Source organism: Streptomyces sp. P5F9 (genome assembly GCF_057961495.1).
In genome coordinates this window covers 13,633-31,917 of the sequence record NZ_JBXVPZ010000059.1, presented here as the reverse complement: position 1 = coordinate 31,917, position 18,285 = coordinate 13,633, and the positions used below count along the sequence as shown (strand labels likewise).

Here is an 18,285-nt window from a genome sequence, read left to right as displayed (position 1 = left end):
TCCCCGCCCCCCGCCTGTCACACCAGGCGCCTGATCTCCCCGCGCACTCGGTAGAAGCCGGCCGAGGAGGAATGCAGCGCGTCCACCACATAGCGCGCTCCGGGCTCGCGTATCGCACGCGGGAACTGGACGTTCCAGCCGCGCTCGTAGCCCTCGGAGACCACGTGCACACGCACTCGGCCTCCTTGCTCGAAGCACTCCACGACGACTCCGTTCCCCGCCGCGGGGACGGTGCTGACCGTGGCGACGGAGGCGGCGGTGGTCAGCGGTGCGTACGTCGGCATGGCGGCCGCGAGCTTGATGTCCGCCGCGACCGGCACGGTGCCCGACTGGGCGGCGGTGATCGCGGCCTCGCTCGCGTCGATGCAGGCGAGCGAGCCGTCCGTGGAGACGATGTACAGCCGTTCGTCGTGGTACTGCATCGAGAGTGCCGAGCCGCCGCCCGTGCCGAGCTTCCACAGCCGGGTGCCGTCGGCGGTGAAGCAGTAGACGGAGGACGCCGAGTCTCCCGCGAAGACGTACCGGCCGCCGGCGGACGTGGCGCACGAGTACACCGCGGCATCGCACTGGTAGGAGGCCTCGATGGCCCCGGAGGACTTCGCGAGGCGCTGGACGACCCGCCGTCCCGTCCCGGCGTAGACCGCGTGCTCCTCCTGCCATCCGAAGAGCACGTTGCCGTTGGTCGCGGTGTGCCAGAGCTGTCTGGCGCCGTCCGCCGCGTAGGCCGTCACACCCTGGCTGTGCCCGTGGTAGACGGCGTGGTCGTCGGCCCGCACCATCCACGCGTTGTCCCCGGAGGAGTTGCGGGACCACTGGAGCTCGTCCTCGTGGTCGATGACCGTCAGCCCGCCGTTGCGGTCGGAGACGTTCAGTACGCCCGCGTGGATGTCCAGCCAGAAGATGTCCACCTCGGCCGCGATGTCGTAGGCCGCGAACGGCACTTTCGAGGAGAGGTCGTACACCCGGCCGTCGTCACAGCCCGCGTAGATCCAGAAGTCGTCGGCCACCAGGCACTTCACGCCGTCGGGCAGGGAGTAGTGCGCCAGCACCTCGCCGTCATGGCTCAGGTTGTAGACACTGCCGTGCTGGTTGCCGACCCAGCAGCGGTCCTCGTCCACGTGGATGCCGAACGCCGAGGCGCCGGTACGGAACCGCCACAGCACCGGGGCGGTCGCCCGCGCCGTCGACGGGGCGGAGGTCACCTGACGACGGGTTACGGGGCGGGCCGCCCGCTGCCCCTGAACGGCGGGCGCGTACCCCTTCCGTACCTTCTCGGCTATCTTCTTCGCCGCTGCCGCCTGCGCCTTCTCGACGGTCGGAAAGGCGGAGGTCTGGTGCTGCCCGTCCACGCCGATCCGTCCGTACCGCACGGCGACGGTGGTCCCCTCGACAGTCACCTCGTAGAACTTGTGGGCGCCACCGCTTTCCTGAGACAGCTCCAGGTACGTCGTGTTCCCCGACTGTCGTGTCTGCGCAGCGGACACAGCACACCCCTCCCCAAAGGCCCGTTCGGCCGGTACGGCCGATCTCCAGTGATTCCAAACTAGTGGTGACCACTGACATCGCCGTCCCGGGGCCGTCCCCCTCTGTACGGCCCTCACTGCCTCCTCCACGTGGATGCGCGGCTCCCGTCGCCCGTCCTGGCTGTCGCCGAAGGTGTTGCGCACCGAGGTGCCGGCCGGTCTGGTGGTCGCCCTCGCGCTGATCCCGGAGGCGATCTCGTTCTCGGTCATCGCCGGTGTCGACCCGGCGACCGGCCTGTTCGCGTCGTTCACGATGGCCGTGACCATCGCCGTCGTCGGCAGCCGGCCCGCCATGATCTCCGCGGCCACCGGTTGCCGCAGCCCTGGTCATCGGTCCGCTCAATCGCGAGCACGGCTTCGGCTGTCTGGTGACGGCCGTGATCCTCGCCGGGGTCATCCAGCGCCATCCTCATCTTCGTGGCGCAGGTGCCGGAGATGCACGACGTGCCCTGGGCCGTCCATCCGCTCCTCGCCGGGCGACAAGGGCGACCTGCCGTCCTCGCTGCCGGTGCCGGGCTGCCGGACGTGCCGTTCACCCTGGAGACACTGAAGATCGTCGCGCCGTACGCGCTCGCCGTGGCCCTGGTCGGCCTGATGGAGCCGCTGATGACCGCCGCGCTCGTCGACGACATCACCGACACCCACTCCGACAAGACCCGCGAGTCCATCGGCCAGGGCATCGCGAACATCGTCACCGGGTTCTTCGGCGGGATGGGCGGCTGCGCCGTGATCGGCCAGACGATGATCAACGTACGGGTCTCCGGCGCCCGCACCCGGCTGTCGACGTTCCTGGCCGGTGCGTTCCTGAGCTTCGCGACCTTCGACTGGCACTCCATCGCGCCCAGGACCCTCCGGCGGATGCCCGCCGGGGAGATCACCGTCATGGTGGTCACCGTCGCCTGCGTGGTCACCACCTCCAACCTCGCCGTCGGCGTCGTCGTCGGCAGCATCACCGCCGTGGTCATCTTCGCCGAGCGCGTCGCCCACCTGGCCGACGTCACCTCTGTCACCGACCCCGACAGGGTCGTCATCGACAGCCTGAACGAGCCCGGCGCCCGCATCCACAAGACCCTCAGCGGCGGACTCACCGGCGGTCACTGACCGGGCGCCGGCGCACAGGCTCATCCGCTACGACGACTGCCGTCCCCGTATCCGGTCCATCCCCTCAAGCCGTGAGAAATCCGATGACCGCCTCGTTCACCGCGCCGGGCCGCTCCAGGTAGCCGTAGTGGCCGCAGCCGGGTATCTCGGTGTACGCGGCCGCGGGGATGGCCGCGGCGAGTTCGCGTGACAGGTGTGGGCGGACGACCAGGTCGTCCTGGAAGGCGAGGACGAGGCAGGGGCGGGTGATCCGCCGGTAGTGCGGAAGGCGGTTCGGGATGACTTCGAGGCCGAGTTGCGCGCGGACGGTCGACGGGTCGGGGCCGGCGAGTTCGAGGATGCCGAGCCAGTCCCGCAGTCTGTCCTCGTCGTTGAGTGTCCGCGGTGAGAGGTTCTGCAGGGCCTGCCGGTACGCGGACACGGCGGGAGGGATCTTGACGCCGCTGTCGGCCAGCTCGATGTCGGCGGCCGACATGGCGGTGATCAGCGCGTCCGCGCGTCCGCAGCTGGCCATCAGGACGGCCCGTGCGACGAGTTCGGGCCGGGCGAGGAGGAGTTCCTGCGCGATGAGACCGCCCAGCGAGTGGCCCACGACCCGGCAGGGTCCCGCGCCCAGGTGCTCGATCAGACCGGCGACGTCCGCGGCCATGTCGTCGAGAGTGAATCCGGCGGGGGACGGACCGGTCGGCGGGATGCCGCGGTTGTCGAGCGTGATCACCCGGTGGCCGGCCGCCCTGAGGGCGGGCACCTGGTGGGTCCGCCAGATCCGTCCCGGGGCGCCGGTGCCGGCGACCAGCACGACGGGCTCCCCCGGGCCGCCGTAGTCGTCGTAGCCGAGGTCTGTTCCGTTGACGCGCGCGATCGGCATCGTCCTGTCCTTCCGCCGCCTTCTGCGGGGCGGCCCCTGGCGGACGGAGCGGCCCGCCGCGCTGTTCGGAAACCGAGACGCCCGGGCCCGCCGACAGGTTCGCCCCCGTCGGCGGACCCGGGTCACCTCACCGGCCCGACCACACGGGATCACGTTTCTCCGCGAAGGCCCGGGGGCCTTCCACGGCGTCCCGGCTGTGCATACGCCGTTCCTCCCACGCGTACCTCGTGGCGAACGCATCCTCCAGCGGCTGGTCGAGCGAGCGCATCACCGCCTCCTTGATGGCTCGTACCGACAGGGGCGCGCTGCGGATCAGGTCGTCCGTCCAGGCGTCGACCCGTCGGTCCAGGTCTCCTTCCTCGGCGACCTCGTTGACCAGTCCGAAGTGCAGCGCTGTGGCCGCGTCGATCGGGCGCCCCGTGAGCAGATGTCCCATGGCCGTCTTCAGGGGCAACTGGCGGGCGAGGCGGAAGGCGCCGCCCGCGCCCGGGATCAGCCCGAGCCGCGCCTCCGGCAGGGCGAACCGCGCGTCGTGCGAGGCGATGACGAGGTCGCAGGCGAGCGCCAGCTCGAAGCCGCCACCGAGGGCGTAGCCGTTGACCCGTGCCACGACCGGTTTGGACAGGGTGAACCGCTCGGTGAGCCGGGGCCAGCCTGGCAGGCCCCGGCTTCCGAACGTCGTCCGAGGGGTCCCTTCCGCGTCGAGGCGGCTGCGTTCCTTCAGGTCCTGTCCGACGGAGAACGCCCGGTCGCCCGCGCCGGTGAGGACCACGACGCGGATGTCGTCGTCGGCCTCCACGTCGTCCCAGACACCGGCGAGTTCCTCGTGCGTGCGCAGGTCCATCGCGTTCAGCACCTCGGGACGGTCGAGGGTGACGCGGGCGACGTGGTCCTTCTTCTCGTACCGCACCCGGGCACGGTCGTCGGGGCTCACCCGGTCCCCGGTCACGACGACGACCTCGCCGCGAACCTGCCGACCTTGTGGATCACGTCCTCCCCGTACAGCCGCAGCGCCTGCTGGAGGGCGAACTCCGCCATGTACGCGCGAAACGCCTCGGCGGGCTCCTCGGCGAGGTTGAGCATCCGCCGGTTGGCGAGCACCGCCTCGCCGTCGAGGCGCTCCAGGCTCCGCTCGACGGCGGCGTCCAGCTCGCGCGGGTCCACGACCTCGTCCACCAGCAGCCGCGCCTGCGGCTCCGAGGCCCAGATCCTGCGCCCCTCCAGGATCACCTGCCGGGACAGCCGGGGTCCGGCGTACCTGCTGAGGCGGAAGTTGGCCACGCCGGGGATGATCCCTTCCTTGGCGGCGGGGAGGCTGAGGTAGGCGTCGGACGCGGCGAGGACATGGTCGAACACCAGGAGCAGCTGGGCGCCTCCGCCGATCGCGAAGCCGTCGACAGCGGCGACCCACGACTTCTCGACGTACGGCGAGTGCCACCGGTCCGGGTCCTCGACGAGCAGGCCCCGGACGAGTTTGTGGATGTAGCCGAGTTCACGGCGCAGCAGGAAGTCGACCAGGGAGATGTCACCGGAGCTCAGGTTCTTGAGGTTGATGCCCGCGCTGAACACCCGCTTGCCGCGGTGGCGGGGATGGCTCATCTCCCCTCCGCGCAGCAGGCCGACCCGGACGGCCGGATCGAGGAGGGCAAGGTCTACGGCCGTCTCCATGTCGTCGACCTGCTGGTTGTCCTCGGCGTTGAGCCGGTCGTGCCGGCACATCGTCAACCGTGCGACGCCGTCGCGGCGTTCGATCCGTACGGCCTCCATCTCCACGACGCCGGTCCGCAGGAACTCCGGCAGCAGCCCGCGTGCCCGGGCCGTCGGCCGGAGCATGGCGTCGAGGAGGTGCGGACCGGCCGAGGGCGACCGCAGGACGGCCCGCAGGAAGATGCCCTGGTCGATCTCGTGGCCCTCCTTGTCGGCCTGCGGCCGGCTCCGCTCCTGCGCGAGCCGGCCGGCGTCCGGCACCAGGCCGGGGAAGGCGGTCGCCGCGGCCGCGACCAGGTCGTCGATCCGCAGGCTGCGGGTGCGCCCTTCGGTGACCCGGTCGTACACGGCGTCGCCGTACCCGTCCAGGAACCGGGCGCGCAGGGCGCGGGCCCGGTTCTTCACCGCCTCGGCCAGGTCCCGCTGTTCGGGTGTGCGGCGCGTCGGGTACGGCAGTGACGCCAGCGTCTTGTCCACGCGCTCGGCGGCCTCCGTCAGCGCCGACCACTCCGCACGCGCGGTCTCCTGTTCCAGCGGGGCGGTCGTCATACGGCGGCCCCGCCTTCCGCACCGGGGAGTGCACGGCTGGGCGGCGTCATCACGCGGCCTCCTCGACGGTGCGCCGCAGAGCGCGGTCGCAGGCCGCCAGGTGCGGGCCGAGGGCGTCCTCGAAGCTGACCGTCATCGCGTCGAGGAGCAGCTGGCGCCGTAGGGCGAGCTCCTTGCCCGACAGTCCCTCGCAGCGTTGGACGGCGGCGGCCACCGCGGTGTCCGGCGCCTCGGTCACCTCGTCGGCTATGCCCAGCGTCAGCGCCTCGGGCGCCGGGATCGGGTGCCCGAACAGGACGGCACGGCGGGCGCGCGCGGCGCCGGCCAGACGGGCGAGGCGGAACGCGGCCATGCCGGGCCAGGTGGCCTCCCCGTCAAAGGGCAGGAGAAGACGACTGCCGCGCGTCGCGATCCGGATGTCGGCGGTGAGGAAGGCGTCGAGGGCCGCTCCGCCGCAGTCGCCGGCCGCGACCGCGACAGTGACCCCGGGCAGCCGTTCGAGCCGCCGCAGCACCCGTTCCCACTTGGTGACGAGGGAGACGTCCAGCCCGTCGGCCCAGCCCGGTGCGGGTGCCCCGGTGACCCGCAGGATCGCGGCCCCGCCCTGGTCCTCCACCTCGTCGCACAGGACGGTGAGGTCCTTGACGGTCCTGATCGACAGCGGCCGGGATCCGTCAACGGCCAGTGTCCGCACGGCACTTACGTCACTCACTGCGCACTCTCCTGTCGTCACCACTGGACCAGCGCCGTTTCGAGCGTGGATCCCGGACCCATGGTCATGAGCACTCCGTAGTCGCCGGGCCGGGTCACCTGCTCGTCGAGGAGCCGTTCGTACGAGAAAAGGAACGACCCGCTCGACACGTTGCCGTAGTCCCGCAGGACGCCGACGGTGTGGCGCAGGTCGTGGCGGGTCAGGCCGAGGTTGACGACCACCGCGTCGATCACCTTCTTGCCGCCGGAGTGCACGAGCCAGTGACCGATGTCGCTCCTGCGCAGGCCCGTGTCCTGGAGCAGGCGGTCGACCACGATCTCGGCGTGCGCACCGACGACGTAGGGGATCTGCGGGTCGAGGTAGAAACTGAACCGGTCCAGATCCCGGTCCCAGTCGTAGCGCATCGCTCCGATCGCGTCGGGGATGATGCAGCTGGCGAACTTCAGGAGGGTCGGGCCCTCGGCCGTGCCGGATGCCTCGTCACCGGCGCCCGACCTCAGGGCGATCGCTCCGGCGCCGTCACCGAAGAGGCTGTTGACGACCGCGGTCCGCATCGAGGAGTCCATCGCGTACGCCGCGGAGCAGGCCTCCGCGCAGAGGACGACGGCGAGTTCGCCCGGGTGGGCTGCGGACCAGCCGGCCACGACGTTCAGCGCGTTGAGCCCCGCGTTGCAGCCCATGCCGACGATGTCGCTGCGGCTGCAGTGCCGGTCGATGCCCAGCTCGCGGATCATCAGGGCGCTCAGGCCGGGGGTGAGGAAGCCGGTGGAGGACACGCAGCACAGGTGCCGCAGATCGGAGAGTTCGGCGCCGGCCCGCTTCAGACAGGCGCGCAGCGCCTCGGCGCCCATCTCCGTCGCCATGGCCTTGTGCTTGTCGAGCAGGTCTCCCTGCGGCTCGGGGGCGCGGACACCGTCGGCGTCCGGTTCCGGCAGGGTCAGGTGGCGCCGGTCGATGGCGCTGTTGGCGAACACGGACCGGATCTTCGGGTCGGTGATGCCGAAGGCGTCGAGCACCTCCTGCTGGGAGTAGGCGGCGGCCGACGTGGCGGTCCCCACCCCCACGATCCGCGGTCGGTACGGCGTCTTCAGGGCGCCGTCACCGGTCAGGACGACGGGCTCCGGAATGTCGTCCGCCAAGGCGGCCTCCAGTCCTTCCGGCCGGTCCAGATTGATGGTCATCGGAAAGTCCACCCCCACATACGCGGCTTGGTCCGCGGTCGCTGTGCATTGCTGTTCCCGGTCACTTGCCTCGCCTTTCCCCGAGAATTCACGACACCGAGGCCTGCGCCTCTATGAACCGCGCGAGCCGTGCGGTGCCCTCTTCGATATCGGCCGTCGTCAGATAGCTGGTGGAGAGACGGAGTGCCTGATGGCCGCCGCCCTGCGGATAGAAGTAGTTCATCGGCGTCCAGATGACGCCGAATTCCTGTGCCGACCGGGTCAGCGCCGCATTGTCCGCCCGGAAGGGGACGTGGACCGTGAGGAAGAAACCTCCGGTCGGTTCGTTCCAGCGCACGCCCAGGGCGGCTCGCCGGGCCGCCGGCAGACGGGCGTCCAGATTGCGCAGCGTGGTCCGCATCGCATGGCCGTAATAGGCCGCCGGTTCGACGTTCATCTCGGAGATCCGGCCGTCGCCTGCCAGCAGGGCACCCGCCACCGCGGCCTGGCTCAGGGACGAGGTGTTGACCGTCACCATGCTCTTGATCTTGGCGAGTTCGTCGGCCAGGAGACCGGTCCGGCCGAAGGCGTCGACCACCTGCTGGTCGGCGACGGCGAAGCCGACCCGGGCGCCGGGGAAGACCGTCTTGGCGAACGAACCCAGGTGGACGACGCTTCGCGAGCGGTCCATGGACTTGAGCGTCGGCAGCGGCGTACCGGGACTCACCCTGCGGTAGGGGCTGTCCTCGATGAGGAGGATGCCGTGGCGCTCCGCCGTCTCCAGCAGCGCGGCGCGCGTCGGCGCGTCCATCGTGGTTCCCGACGGGTTGGAGTGATCGGGAATCACGTAGAGGGCCCGGGGTCGCCGTCCCCGGGCGCGCTCCCGCACGATCGCGGTCTCCAGGTCGGCGCAGGAGAACCCGTCCTCCCGCTCGTCAACGGCCGTCACCGGCACGCCCAGCAGCCGTGCCACGCCCGTGATGCCGACATAGCAGGGGCTCGCCGCGAGCAGCACGTCGTCGGGTCCGGCGGTGAGGGCCCGCACCACCAGCAGCATGGCCTCCTGCGCGCCGACCGTGATCACGATCGACTCCGCCGGGACGTCGATGCCCTCGTCCGCGCGCAGGGAGTCGGCGACGATCTCACGGATCTGGCCGGCGGTGGGACCGTACTGGTACATGGCGGTACGGATGTCCTGCTCCGTGCGTCCCTGCGCGGCCAGATGGTCCAGGTAGCGGCGGAGGTACGTGAAGATCTGCTCGGTGTCGAAGAACCCGTCGTAGGGCCGCCCGGGCGCGAAGGAGACGGCGTCCGGGTAGCGGTGGGTGACCTCGTTGAGGAAGGTCATCGTGTCCAGGACGGGATCGGAGAGGCTGGGGTGGAGGTCCTCCTTGCGCAGGGCGCCCACGGCATTTCCCTGGGCGCTCACGGCGCTGCCCCGGGTGCCCGTCGGGCGTACGGGGAGCGGCGGACGGTGTCCGGTGCGGAGGCTGTCGGGGCGGGTCTCGGCGATCGAGGCGGTTCCGGTGAACGTCATCGCCTCCTCCAGTTCGCGCACGAGAGCGCCCAGCACGTCGGTGACGCCCGCTTCCCCGTCGACGATCAGCCCGTCCAGCACCAGCCGTCCCACGAGGACCGCGTCGGCCCCCGAGGCCAGGGAGACCAGGATGTCGGCGCCCCGGCGGATGCCGCCGCCGAGCAGGACGGGGCGGTGCGTGCCGGCGACCGCGGCCAGGTCGGGCAGCGCGTCCAGCGAGTCGGTGACGATGCCGTCGGCCCCGGTGTCGAACGCGCGGGCGGCGTCGGCAGCGGTGCGTACGCCCGCGACGAGCAGGGGCAGCGCGGACGTGGCGCGCAGCCGCTCCACGTCGGCCCAGTCCGCGTGGGGAGCATCGGGGCGCGCGAGTCGGCCGCCGCCCTGGGGGCCCAGGGAGAGAAGGAGCGCGGCGAACCCGGCACGCTCCGCGTCGGCCACCGCCCGCTCGACGTCACCGTGCTCTCTGTGGCCGTACGTGCGGAGCCACCGCGGCCCGTCGTCGGCCGGCACCGGGTGCGCGAGGTCGTTCGGGGTGACGATGTCGACCACGACGGGGAGTCCCGCCGCGTCGGCCGCCCGCAGTACGGCGGGCTCGTCCACGGGCCGGGCGAGTCCGGCGAGCGGGCCAACAGCGATCGGAGCGGCCCAGGGGCGGTCCAGGATCTTCGTGGTGGTGTCGGGCGGCCCGGGCCGGGTGGACCGGCCGGGCCTCAGACCGGTCCGGTCGAAGGCCGCCCTGTTCTCCGCGGAGGCCCGTTCAACGACTTCCAGGGATTCCGCCAGAACGTGATCGAATCCTTTCCGGGCCAGTCGCGCATAGTCGTCGAGGCTCCGTCCGGCCATGGAATTCCTCCCGGCGGAATCGGGTATTGGAAGGCTGATTCGGCGTTCAGGATCACACGGTCGCAATCCTCACCACAACACTGTCCAACGGTCCGAAACCGCCACTTGGACGGGGAGTTGACTTGGACGGGCGGGGCCGGCCAACGGATGCGAAGGCTTTTCTTTTCACCGTCCACGCGGAGGGCAGGCGACCTCCGAAAAAAGCACGAGTGACGTCGGGAGATCGGCCCTGCCGCGCACTTTCAATTTCCGATATATTTTGGTGAGATGCTGTTCCACCGTACTGACCGTTATGGAGAGCCTGTCGGCGATCTCACGGTTCGTGCAGCCGGACGCGGCGAAAGCTCCGACCCGGCGTTCGGCCTCGGTGAGTTCGGCCAGCGCAGCAGGCACCGCGGCCGTATCGGCGGCGCCCGTCGGGACCGCGCCCCGGGCCGGCGCGGACGGAGCGTCCCACAGTGCTCCCAGCGGGTGCTCGCGCCCGAGCGCTGTGGTCTCCCCCTCCGCCCGGCGCGCGGCTTCCTCGTCGGCCCGGGCGCGCCTCGACTCCAGCCCGTCGCCGCAGGTTTCAAGGATCCGCACCGCCTCCTGGAGCAGCCGCAGCCGGTTCCGGGACGGGCCCACCGCCGCGAGATGGCGCAGCGCGATGCCGCGGGCGCGGGTGGGCCGCTCACCGAGCCGGGCGAGGTGTTCCTCGGCCCGCTCCCGGGCCCGCCGGTGATCGCCCAGGGCGATGAGGGCGGCGACCGCGTCATTGCGCCAGTCCACGAGTTCCGGTGCGTCGAGCCGCCACTTCGTCATCAGCTCGCCGCACGACTCGAAGTCCCGCAGGGCGGCGCGCGGCCGACCCAGAGCGAGGTGGAAGCGGCCCAGAGCCTGGAGGTAGGGCAGCGCGAAGGGGGTGCCGAACATGACCATGGGAACGGGCAGGTCGAGGTAGGTCCGCGCCGTGTCGACGTCGCCGCTCTCGGTCGCCGCGCGGATCGCCAGGGCCAGCGGCAGGCCGATCGCGATGCCCCATGACTCCGGGCCGACCAGGCTGAGCGCGGTCCCGGCGGCCTCGCCCGCGTCGGCGGCGTCACCCCGGCTCAGGGCCGCGGCCGCTCGGATCGTCTCCAGGAACGCACGCCGCATGGGGGCGCGCCGGTTGCGGGGCTCGTCCAGCAGCCGCTCCGACCAGAGCAGCGCCTCGTCCAGCCGCTGGGCCCCGATCAGGAAGATCAGCGCCACCAGGGTGTCCGCGAACGGGCCGGCTCTGCCGGTGCCGCGCAGCAGTTCGCCGGGGGCCGGGTCCTTCCCGAGCTCGACGAGGTCGGCCGAGAGCCTGAGGAAGGTGCGGGGCGACATCGTGGCGCCGCGCCGCAGACCGGGGCAGCAGAAGGACAGCCACACCCGGACGAGGGTGTGGTCCGAGCGGATGACGGCCCGGGAGTAGCCCGCTCCGTCCCAGGCGTTCTCCGCGCCGGCGCCCTCGCGTGCCTCGATGATCCGCAACAGGTCGTCGGCCTGTGCGAACTCGCCGCGCCACACCTTCTGTTTCACCACGGTCAGGGCGTCGGACCCGGTGAGCAGACCGGCGCGCACCATACGGCTGAGCTGCGGGAGGTACCGGGACGCCTTCGCGGGGGCGATGAGCCACTGCGCCTCCGCGAGGGCGGCGACCACCTCCGCTTCCTGGTTGGCGTCCATGCAGAGGCCGGAGGCGTGCCGCAGATAGTCGACGCCCGCACCGATGTCTCCCGCCGCCAGGGCCTCGCGCGCAGCCTCCCGGAGGATGTCGGGCTGCCAGGCGGCCTGGGCCGGGTCGTGGCCGGCCAGCAGTTGTTCGGCCACCACCGCGGCGGGCGCACCGCTCTCGCGGAGCAGTTCGGCGGCCCGGGCCCGCAGGGCGGGGAGGTCCTTGCCGGGAATGTCCGCGAGCACGGTCAGCCGGGCGCGCTCGTGGCCGAACCACGAGTCCGAGAACAGCCCGGCCGCGCGCAGGCCGGTGACGCTGCGGCGTACGGAGGTCGCGTCCTCCCCGAGGAGGTCGCCGATCAGGGCGGGTGTCACGGACGCGCCGAGGACGGCGGCGGCGCGCGCGACGGCGAGCAGGGTCGGCTCGCAGCGGTGCAGACAGCGGAGAAAGGCGTTCCGGAACGACTCGCACGGCACCGGGGCACCCCGCCCCGCGGCCTTCGCCGTCCCCTGCCCGGCGAAGTCCTCGATCAGGGCGTCCAGCAGCAGGGGGTTCCCCCCGCTCGTCCGCGCCCACAGCTCGACGGTCTCCGGCGCCACCGAACACGTCGCCGGATGATCCGTCAGATATCCGGCGACTCCCTCGGCCGAGAGCGGGCCGAGCCGGATCCGATGGCAGTAGGGCAGGTGGAGCGTCTCCGCGTGGAGCGTGGCGAGTGCCTGCTCGTGGCTGGAACTCTCGGTCAGGACGACCAGGACGGGCAGGGAATCGATGCGCCGTACGAGATACCTCAGGCACTGGAGCGATGCCTCGTCGGCGAAGTGCACGTCGTCGACGTGGAGGACGAGCGGCTGTTTCTCGGCGAGTTCGGCGACCGCCCGGTAGACGCGTTGCATCAGTGCGCGTGGCACCCGTCCGCTCGCCTCCGCGGCCGTCGCGACCTCCGCGACGTCCGGTGGCCCGTCGGGCGGGCCCGCCGTACCCATCGCGGTCACCAACTGGTCGATCAGCCCGAGCCTGTCGAGGCTCTCGCTCGCGGAACCGGTCGCCGACAGGACGGCGCCCCCCTGCTCCGTCACCTGCTCGACGAATGTCTGGATCAAGGCGGTCTTGCCACACCCCACAGGACCGTTGGTCATGACCAGGGAACCTTTTCCGGCCACACACCCTCTGTAGAGACGACGTAGCAGACCGAATTCTTCGTCCCTTTCACTGAGCTTCACAGGCACCCCCGTACCTTCGCCGATCAGTCAGCGCAACTCAGGATAGCGTCTCATTCACGCCGACACGGGCAGGGTTTCGGTCACTCGGCCAGGGAATGGGGGGTGTTTTTCAGACATTGAACGGCGGGGAATTAATGGAAAATTAAAAAAGAAATGCACAACCCTTCCCGGTAAAGAGCGGAATGATTCACGCCACTTTCCCGACCCCGCACACGACGCGGGACCGCCGCGAAAGCGGCACCTTTCGCGACGGTCCCCTGTGTCCGAGCCACGGGCTCAGCCGATCTGCGCGACGTCCTCCCCGACCCGCTCGGCGAACTGCGACCACAGGTCGGCGAACTGGCGGGCGAGGTCGGCCACGATGTCGCTGCAGTGCGGCGGGACGTTGCTGATGATCGCCTCCCACTCCTCCTTGCGCAGCGTATGCAGAGCGAGCAGGCGCAGCAGATTGCGGCCGGTCTCACTGAAGCGCAGTGCCGGGTCGGCCATGAGCCGCTTGATCAGCACGGCGTGGTCCGAAGCCGGCGCGACCCGCTGCCCCGGCCGGGCGAGCCTCAGCGCCCCGAACTCCCCTCCTACGGTCCGCTCCTCGTCCGGTGCGGCCTCCCGCCGGCGCCGCCGGGGCAGCGGGTCCTCGCCGTTGCCCAGCCGGTTGCGGACGTCCCGGGCGGTCTCCGGGGAGATGCCCGCCGCCCGGGCGACCTGCCGCAGCGAGAGGTCCGGGTTCTCGGCGAGCAGCTCACCGGCGCGGATGCGGCCGGTACTGCCGTCGACCGGCCGCATCCTGCCGTCCCTGCCGAGCCGGCGCCCCTCCGGCCCCGGCCCCCGCACGACCCGCTTGCGGATGTCGCCGACGGTCCCGGGGGCGATCCCGGTGACCGAGGCCACCCTGCGGTCCGACCACTGGGGATGCGAGACGATGATGCGCTCGGCGGCACGCTTGCGGTCGGCGAGCGCCAACGGCAGGCCGTGAGTGACGTTCAGCCTCACCGACAGGACGAAGGCCGCCGTTTCGTCCCCGTCGAAGAACCGGGCCGCGATCCTGCTCTCGCCGCGCAGCCGGGCGGCTCTCAACCGATGGTGACCGTCGATGACCCGCATCGTCGGCCGGTGCACCGTGATCGGCGGCAGCGGGTTCCGCGCCGCCGCGAGTACTTCTATGTGCTCCAGACTCTCTCCGGCCAGCCGCGGTGATCCGGACAGGCTCAACGAGCCGATCTCGACCTCCACGACGGGCTGTTCCCCTATGGCCCCCTCGGACTCCACCCCAGCTCCTCACATACCCCCGCCGCTGCGAGAGCGTCGCCGTCCACGAAGAAGAATTTCTGGTGCAAGCACGCTTTCTGCAGAAAATCCACCGTCTGCCGCGGCGAGGAATGCGGAGGTGGCGATTTCGACACCCCCGGCTCGCCCTGTCACCCCTGGACAGAGCATCCGCGCGCGGCATTCGCATGCTTCGGATGTGACCGAAATTAACAGCCTGGCATCCAGGCCGAAACCCCTGTGGACATCGATGGGTGCGGCCCCCCTACGCCCTAGGGGGCACCTGAATCCGGGGTTCCGCACCGCACGGCGATCAGCCGACCGAGGCCGTGACGTCACTTCTCACCCGGGTCGCGAAGTCCGCCCACATGTCGGCCAGTTGGACGGCGAGGTCGGCGACGACACCGCTGCAGTGCGGCGGGACGTTCCCGATGATCGCCTCCCACTCCTCCTCTCGGACCGCGTGGATCGCGAGGAGCCGCAGCAGACTGCGGCCGGTCTCCGAGAAACGCAGCGCCGGATCGGCGGTCAGCCGCTTGACCAGGACGACACGGTCGGGCGCCGCGTCCGCGCGGGCACGCGCGACGGAGTGGGCCGGCCGCCCGGGGGCGGGTTCGCCGCGCGGCGCCGGGACGGGCGCGGGCCGGGTGTCCGCACCGGTTCCGGCCTCGGGCGCGGATGCGTGGCGCGGTTCGGTGTCGCTGTCGCGGCGGCGCGAGCGGGGCAGCAGGTCCTCCCCGTTCCGCAGGCGGTTGCGCACGTCGCGTACGGTCTCCGGGGAGATGCCGGCCGCGCGGGCGACCTGACGCAGCGACAGACCGGGTTCCTCGGCGAGCAGTTCACCGGCACGGAGGCGGCCGGCGGTGCCGTCGAGCGGGCGCATCCGGCCGTCCTGGCCGAGCCGGCGCGCCTCCGGGTCGGCGGCGCCGGAGCCCAGGCGGCGGCGGATCTCGCCGACGGTTCCGGGGGCGATGCCGGCGACCGAGGCCACTCTGCGATCGGACCAGTGGGGGTGGGAGGCGATGATCCGTTCCGCGGCGCTCTGCCGGTCGGGCAGGGCGAGCGGCAGCCCGTGGGTGACGTTCAGTTGGACCGCGAGGACGAAGGCGTCCGACTCGTCGCCGTCGAAGAAGCGGGCGGCGATGGTGGTGTCCCCCCGCAGCCGGGCCGCGCGCAGCCGGTGGAAGCCGTCGATGACCCGCATCGTGGGACGGTGGACGATGATCGGCGGCAGCGGGTTCGGCACCGCCGCGAGCAGTTCGATGTGTTCTTGTCTTTCGCCGGCCAGCCGCGGTGACCCGGTCGGCCGTAAAGCGTCGATTTCCACTTCCACTATGGATTGTTGATCGATGACTCCCCCGGTCTCCACCCCTGCTCCTCACCGGTCCTCGCCGCCATCACGACGAGCGGCCGTTCTCGTTCTCGAAGAGGAATTCCCTTCCGTACCGTCCGCCGCGGGATCGCTGCCGTGCGGTGCGGGCCCACACCGACATCTTCCTTATTTAGGCACCTAGCGCCATAAATACCGCCCGCATCGGACAAGACCGAACGTAACAGTCCCTCAATGCGTTCGAAACCCCTGCCGCCGGGCGAACTGCCGCTTGGCGTAGGGGGGTTGACGGAACGACAAAAGCGGTGCCCACGACTGCCACGGGGGCGTCGCGGGCACCGCTCGGAGAGGGGATCAGCGGGTTCGGGGACCTCCCGGACCTCCCGGACCCTCGGGGCCACCGGGACCGAAGACGACCGGCCCGCCGCCGGGCCCGCCCATCCCCGGACCGCCGACCATCCCGGGACCGCCGACCACCCGCGGGCCGCCGGGACCGCCGGGACCCCCAGGACCGCCGGGGCCGAAGACGACCGGGCCGCCGCCGGGGCCCACCGGTTCCGGGACCCGCTGCTCCGGCAGTCCCTCGATCTCGCTCTCGTCCTCGCCGTCGAGGGCCGGCCGGGCGAACTGCGTGCGGTAGAGCTCGGCGTAGAGCCCGCCGAGCAGGAGCAGTTCGTCATGGGTGCCGCGCTCCACGATCCGCCCCTGGTCGAGGACGATGATCTGGTCGGCGTCCCGGACGGTGGACAGACGATGCGCGATGACCAGCGAGGTCCGGCCGGCGAGCGCGGTCTTGAGGGCCCGTTGCAGGGCGGCCTCGGACTCGGAGTCGAGATGCGCGGTCGCCTCGTCGAGCACGACCACCGGCGGGGCCTTGAGCAGCAGCCGGGCCATGGCGACGCGCTGCTTCTCGCCCCCGGAGAGCCGGTAGCCGCGGTCGCCGACCATGGTGTCCAGGCCGTCGGGCAGCGAGGCGACGAGCCGCCAGATCTGTGCGGCCCGGCAGGCCGCGACCAGTTCCTCCTCGGTGGCGTCCGGGCGGGCGTAGAGCAGGTTCTCCCGGATGGTGGTGTGCAGCAGGTGCCCGTCCTGGGTGACCATCCCGACCGTGTCGCCCAGCGACTCCAGCGTCAGGTCACGCACGTCGCGGCCGTCGATGAGGACGGTCCCCTCCTCCGGGTCGTACAGCCGCGGCACCAGGTGGGTGATGGTGGTCTTGCCGGCGCCGGACGGGCCGACCAGCGCGGTGAGCTTTCCGGCCGGGACGGTGAAGCTGAGGTCGCGCAGCGCCCAGCTGTCGCCGTCGCGCTCGGCCGCCGGCGTGGCGAAGTCCTCCAGGGAGGCCAACGAGACGTCGGCGGGCTTCGGATGACGGAACGACACCCCGCGGAACTCGACGCCGGGGGCCGTGTCGCGGGTCGCGGCGGGCGGCAGCGCCACCGCGTCGGGCTTCTCGGTGACCAGCGGCTTGAGATCGAGGATCTCGAAGAGCCGGTCGAAGCTGACGAGCGCGGTCATCGCGTCGGCCTGCGCGTTCGACAGCTGGCCCACCGGGGCCATCAGCCGGGTGAGCAGCGTGGTGAGGGCCACCAGGGTGCCGATCCGGAAGGCGCCGTGCACGGAGAGCACCCCGCCGACGCCGTAGACAACGGCGGTGGCGACGGAGCCGATGAACATGGTCGACAGGAAGAGCATCTTCATGGAGACCGAGTTGCGGACGCCGATGTCACGGCCGCGTGCGGCGAGCCGCGCGTAGCGGGCGGTCTCCCGGTCCGGGCGGCTGTAGAGCTTGGCGAGGAGCGCGCCGGCGACGTTGAACCGCTCGTGCATGAGCGAGCCCATCTCGGCGTTGACCTGCATGTGCCGGCGCGCCAGGCCCTGCAGGCGGCGGCCGATGAGCCGGCCGGGAAGGATGAAGAACGGGACCAGCACCAGAGAGATCAGGGTGATCTTCCAGGACAGGTAGAACATCGTGGCCAGTACGAACACGACGGTCAGTCCCGAGGACACCACGGTGGAGAGCATCTGGGTGACCGCCTGCTGGGCGCCGATCACGTCGGTGTTCAGCCGGCTCACCAGGGCGCCGGTCTGGGCCCGGGTGAAGAAGGCGAGCGACTGCCGCTGCACATGGTCGAAGACCTTCACGCGCAGGTCGTAGACCAGGCCCTCGCTGACCTGGGCGGAGAACCAGGTCTCCCCGAACCCCACCAGCGCGGCCAGGACGGAGACCGCGGCGACCGCGACCGCGAGCCAGACCACGGTCCCGGTGTCCCGGGCCATGATGCCGTCGTCGATCAGGTACTTGAGCAGCAGGGGCGGGGCCACCGCACAGAGGGCGTTCAGCGTGGTGCAGACCACGAGGAAGCCGATGGAGCGGCGGTGCCCGCGGGTGTACGGGATGATCCGTTTCGTCGTTCCGGGCTTCGCCCGCTGTCTGTCGTTCGAGGAATCCGGCCCGTCGGATCGGACCATGACCGGTCCGGGCCCGCCCATCATGGCCACAGGTACTCCCTGGGTCGCGTCGCCGCGGTCTGGCCGGCCATCAGTGGGCCGCCTCGGTCTTCCTCATCGCGTCGATGAGGCTCTGCGGACGGAGATCCGTCCAGTTCTCCTCCACATAGGCGAGGCATTCCTTGCGCGTGGCCTCCCCGAAAGCGAGTCGCCAGCCATTCGGAATCTCTGCGAACGCAGGCCACAACGAGTGCTGATTCTCCCTGTTCACGAGCACCAGAAAGGTCCCGTTTTCGTCGTCGAACGGGTTCGCCATAATCGCTCCCACGATTCGTATTCC

Annotated in this window: 12 protein-coding genes and 1 pseudogene; 1 reads left to right on the top strand and 12 read right to left on the bottom strand. The window is 71.2% G+C overall.

Annotation, left to right across the window (positions count from 1 at the left end; translation table 11 throughout):
- Positions 1-17 precede the first annotated feature (17 nt).
- Positions 18-1,484, bottom strand: a complete 1,467-nt coding sequence (locus tag AC31A1_RS13160) for a WGR domain-containing protein (RefSeq protein WP_489653463.1) — start codon at positions 1,482-1,484, stop codon at positions 18-20.
- 133 nt (positions 1,485-1,617) lie between these two features.
- On the opposite strand from AC31A1_RS13160, the pseudogene AC31A1_RS13155 reads away from it, so the two are divergent.
- Positions 1,618-2,624, top strand: a pseudogene (locus AC31A1_RS13155) (SulP family inorganic anion transporter).
- Between the two features lie 64 nt (positions 2,625-2,688).
- On the opposite strand, the gene AC31A1_RS13150 reads toward AC31A1_RS13155, so the two are convergent.
- The 11 genes from AC31A1_RS13150 to AC31A1_RS13100 form a co-directional block, all read right to left on the bottom strand.
- Positions 2,689-3,492, bottom strand: a complete 804-nt coding sequence (locus tag AC31A1_RS13150; protein ID WP_489653462.1) for an alpha/beta fold hydrolase — start codon at positions 3,490-3,492, stop codon at positions 2,689-2,691.
- A 127-nt stretch (positions 3,493-3,619) separates the two neighbouring features.
- Positions 3,620-4,441, bottom strand: coding sequence for an enoyl-CoA-hydratase DpgD (gene dpgD / locus AC31A1_RS13145; RefSeq protein ID WP_489653461.1), 822 nt, complete (start codon positions 4,439-4,441; stop codon positions 3,620-3,622).
- A complete protein-coding gene (dpgC, locus tag AC31A1_RS13140) occupies positions 4,438-5,748 on the bottom strand; it encodes a (3,5-dihydroxyphenyl)acetyl-CoA 1,2-dioxygenase DpgC (protein ID WP_489653460.1) in 1,311 nt (436 codons plus the stop codon). The genes dpgD and dpgC overlap by 4 nt, the downstream gene beginning before the upstream one ends.
- A gap of 49 nt (positions 5,749-5,797) precedes the next feature.
- Positions 5,798-6,460 (bottom strand): enoyl-CoA-hydratase DpgB, encoded by a 663-nt coding sequence (gene dpgB / locus AC31A1_RS13135; protein ID WP_489653459.1) that lies wholly within the window; start codon positions 6,458-6,460, stop codon positions 5,798-5,800.
- A gap of 17 nt (positions 6,461-6,477) precedes the next feature.
- Positions 6,478-7,641 carry a 3,5-dihydroxyphenylacetyl-CoA synthase DpgA gene (gene dpgA, locus AC31A1_RS13130; protein WP_489653458.1) on the bottom strand — a complete coding sequence of 388 codons (1,164 nt, stop codon included), beginning with the start codon at positions 7,639-7,641 and terminating at the stop codon, positions 6,478-6,480.
- Between the two features lie 88 nt (positions 7,642-7,729).
- The gene (locus tag AC31A1_RS13125) at positions 7,730-10,000 is read right to left on the bottom strand and encodes an aminotransferase class I/II-fold pyridoxal phosphate-dependent enzyme (protein ID WP_489653457.1); all 2,271 of its coding nucleotides are present in this window, start codon (positions 9,998-10,000) and stop codon (positions 7,730-7,732) included.
- 165 nt (positions 10,001-10,165) lie between these two features.
- Positions 10,166-12,901 (bottom strand): AAA family ATPase, encoded by a 2,736-nt coding sequence (locus AC31A1_RS13120; protein ID WP_489653456.1) that lies wholly within the window; start codon positions 12,899-12,901, stop codon positions 10,166-10,168.
- 276 nt (positions 12,902-13,177) lie between these two features.
- Positions 13,178-14,167, bottom strand: a complete 990-nt coding sequence (locus AC31A1_RS13115) for a ParB/RepB/Spo0J family partition protein (RefSeq protein WP_489653455.1) — start codon at positions 14,165-14,167, stop codon at positions 13,178-13,180.
- Between the two features lie 310 nt (positions 14,168-14,477).
- Positions 14,478-15,491, bottom strand: a complete 1,014-nt coding sequence (locus AC31A1_RS13110) for a ParB/RepB/Spo0J family partition protein (RefSeq protein ID WP_489653454.1) — start codon at positions 15,489-15,491, stop codon at positions 14,478-14,480.
- Positions 15,492-15,848: 357 nt separating this feature from the next.
- The gene (locus tag AC31A1_RS13105) at positions 15,849-17,966 is read right to left on the bottom strand and encodes an ABC transporter ATP-binding protein (RefSeq protein WP_489653453.1); all 2,118 of its coding nucleotides are present in this window, start codon (positions 17,964-17,966) and stop codon (positions 15,849-15,851) included.
- 70 nt (positions 17,967-18,036) lie between these two features.
- Entirely contained in the window at positions 18,037-18,261 is a 225-nt protein-coding gene (locus tag AC31A1_RS13100; protein WP_033280615.1) for an MbtH family protein, read from the bottom strand.
- Positions 18,262-18,285: the final 24 nt, after the last annotated feature.

What these genes read in the sequence shown, in the direction of transcription:
- AC31A1_RS13100 (WP_033280615.1), bottom strand. Translation starts at nt 18,261, where the DNA reads ATGGCGAACCCGTTCGACGACGAAAACGGGACCTTTCTGGTGCTCGTG.
- AC31A1_RS13105 (WP_489653453.1), bottom strand. Translation starts at nt 17,966, where the DNA reads ATGGTCCGATCCGACGGGCCGGATTCCTCGAACGACAGACAGCGGGCG.
- dpgC (WP_489653460.1), bottom strand. Translation starts at nt 5,748, where the DNA reads ATGACGACCGCCCCGCTGGAACAGGAGACCGCGCGTGCGGAGTGGTCG.
- dpgA (WP_489653458.1), bottom strand. Translation starts at nt 7,641, where the DNA reads ATGACCATCAATCTGGACCGGCCGGAAGGACTGGAGGCCGCCTTGGCG.
- AC31A1_RS13125 (WP_489653457.1), bottom strand. Translation starts at nt 10,000, where the DNA reads ATGGCCGGACGGAGCCTCGACGACTATGCGCGACTGGCCCGGAAAGGA.
- AC31A1_RS13150 (WP_489653462.1), bottom strand. Translation starts at nt 3,492, where the DNA reads ATGCCGATCGCGCGCGTCAACGGAACAGACCTCGGCTACGACGACTAC.